Here is a 360-nt window from a genome sequence, read left to right on the forward strand (position 1 = left end):
GACCTGATCGAGACGACTTACAACAAGCCTTACACCGAACCAAGTCAAAGCATCGCTGACTTGAGCTGATCTCAGATCGAAGGAGAATTCCGATGGCGACGAAGTTGAAACCCGTCGACGCAGTCATTGTAGGTTTTGGCTGGACCGGGGCTGTGCTGGCGAGGGAACTAACAAAAGCGGGACTCAACGTGCTGGCGATTGAGCGCGGCGGGATGCGCGACACGATCCCGAACTTTGCCGCGCCGATGATACACGACGAACTGCGTTTCGCCATTCGTCATGACCTGATGCAGGACGCGTCCCGCGAGACTCTCACGTTCCGCAACAGCGTTGACCAGACAGCGCTGCCGATAAGGCGCT

General features: G+C 57.2%; 1 pseudogene. It reads left to right on the plus strand.

Annotated features, from left to right (window positions below):
- Nucleotides 1–92: 92 nt before the first annotated feature.
- A pseudogene (locus tag AC5ZGW_RS47640) lies at nucleotides 93–360 on the plus strand (GMC family oxidoreductase); the annotation flags it as partial.

This window comes from Bradyrhizobium sp. Crot121, assembly GCF_059512385.1.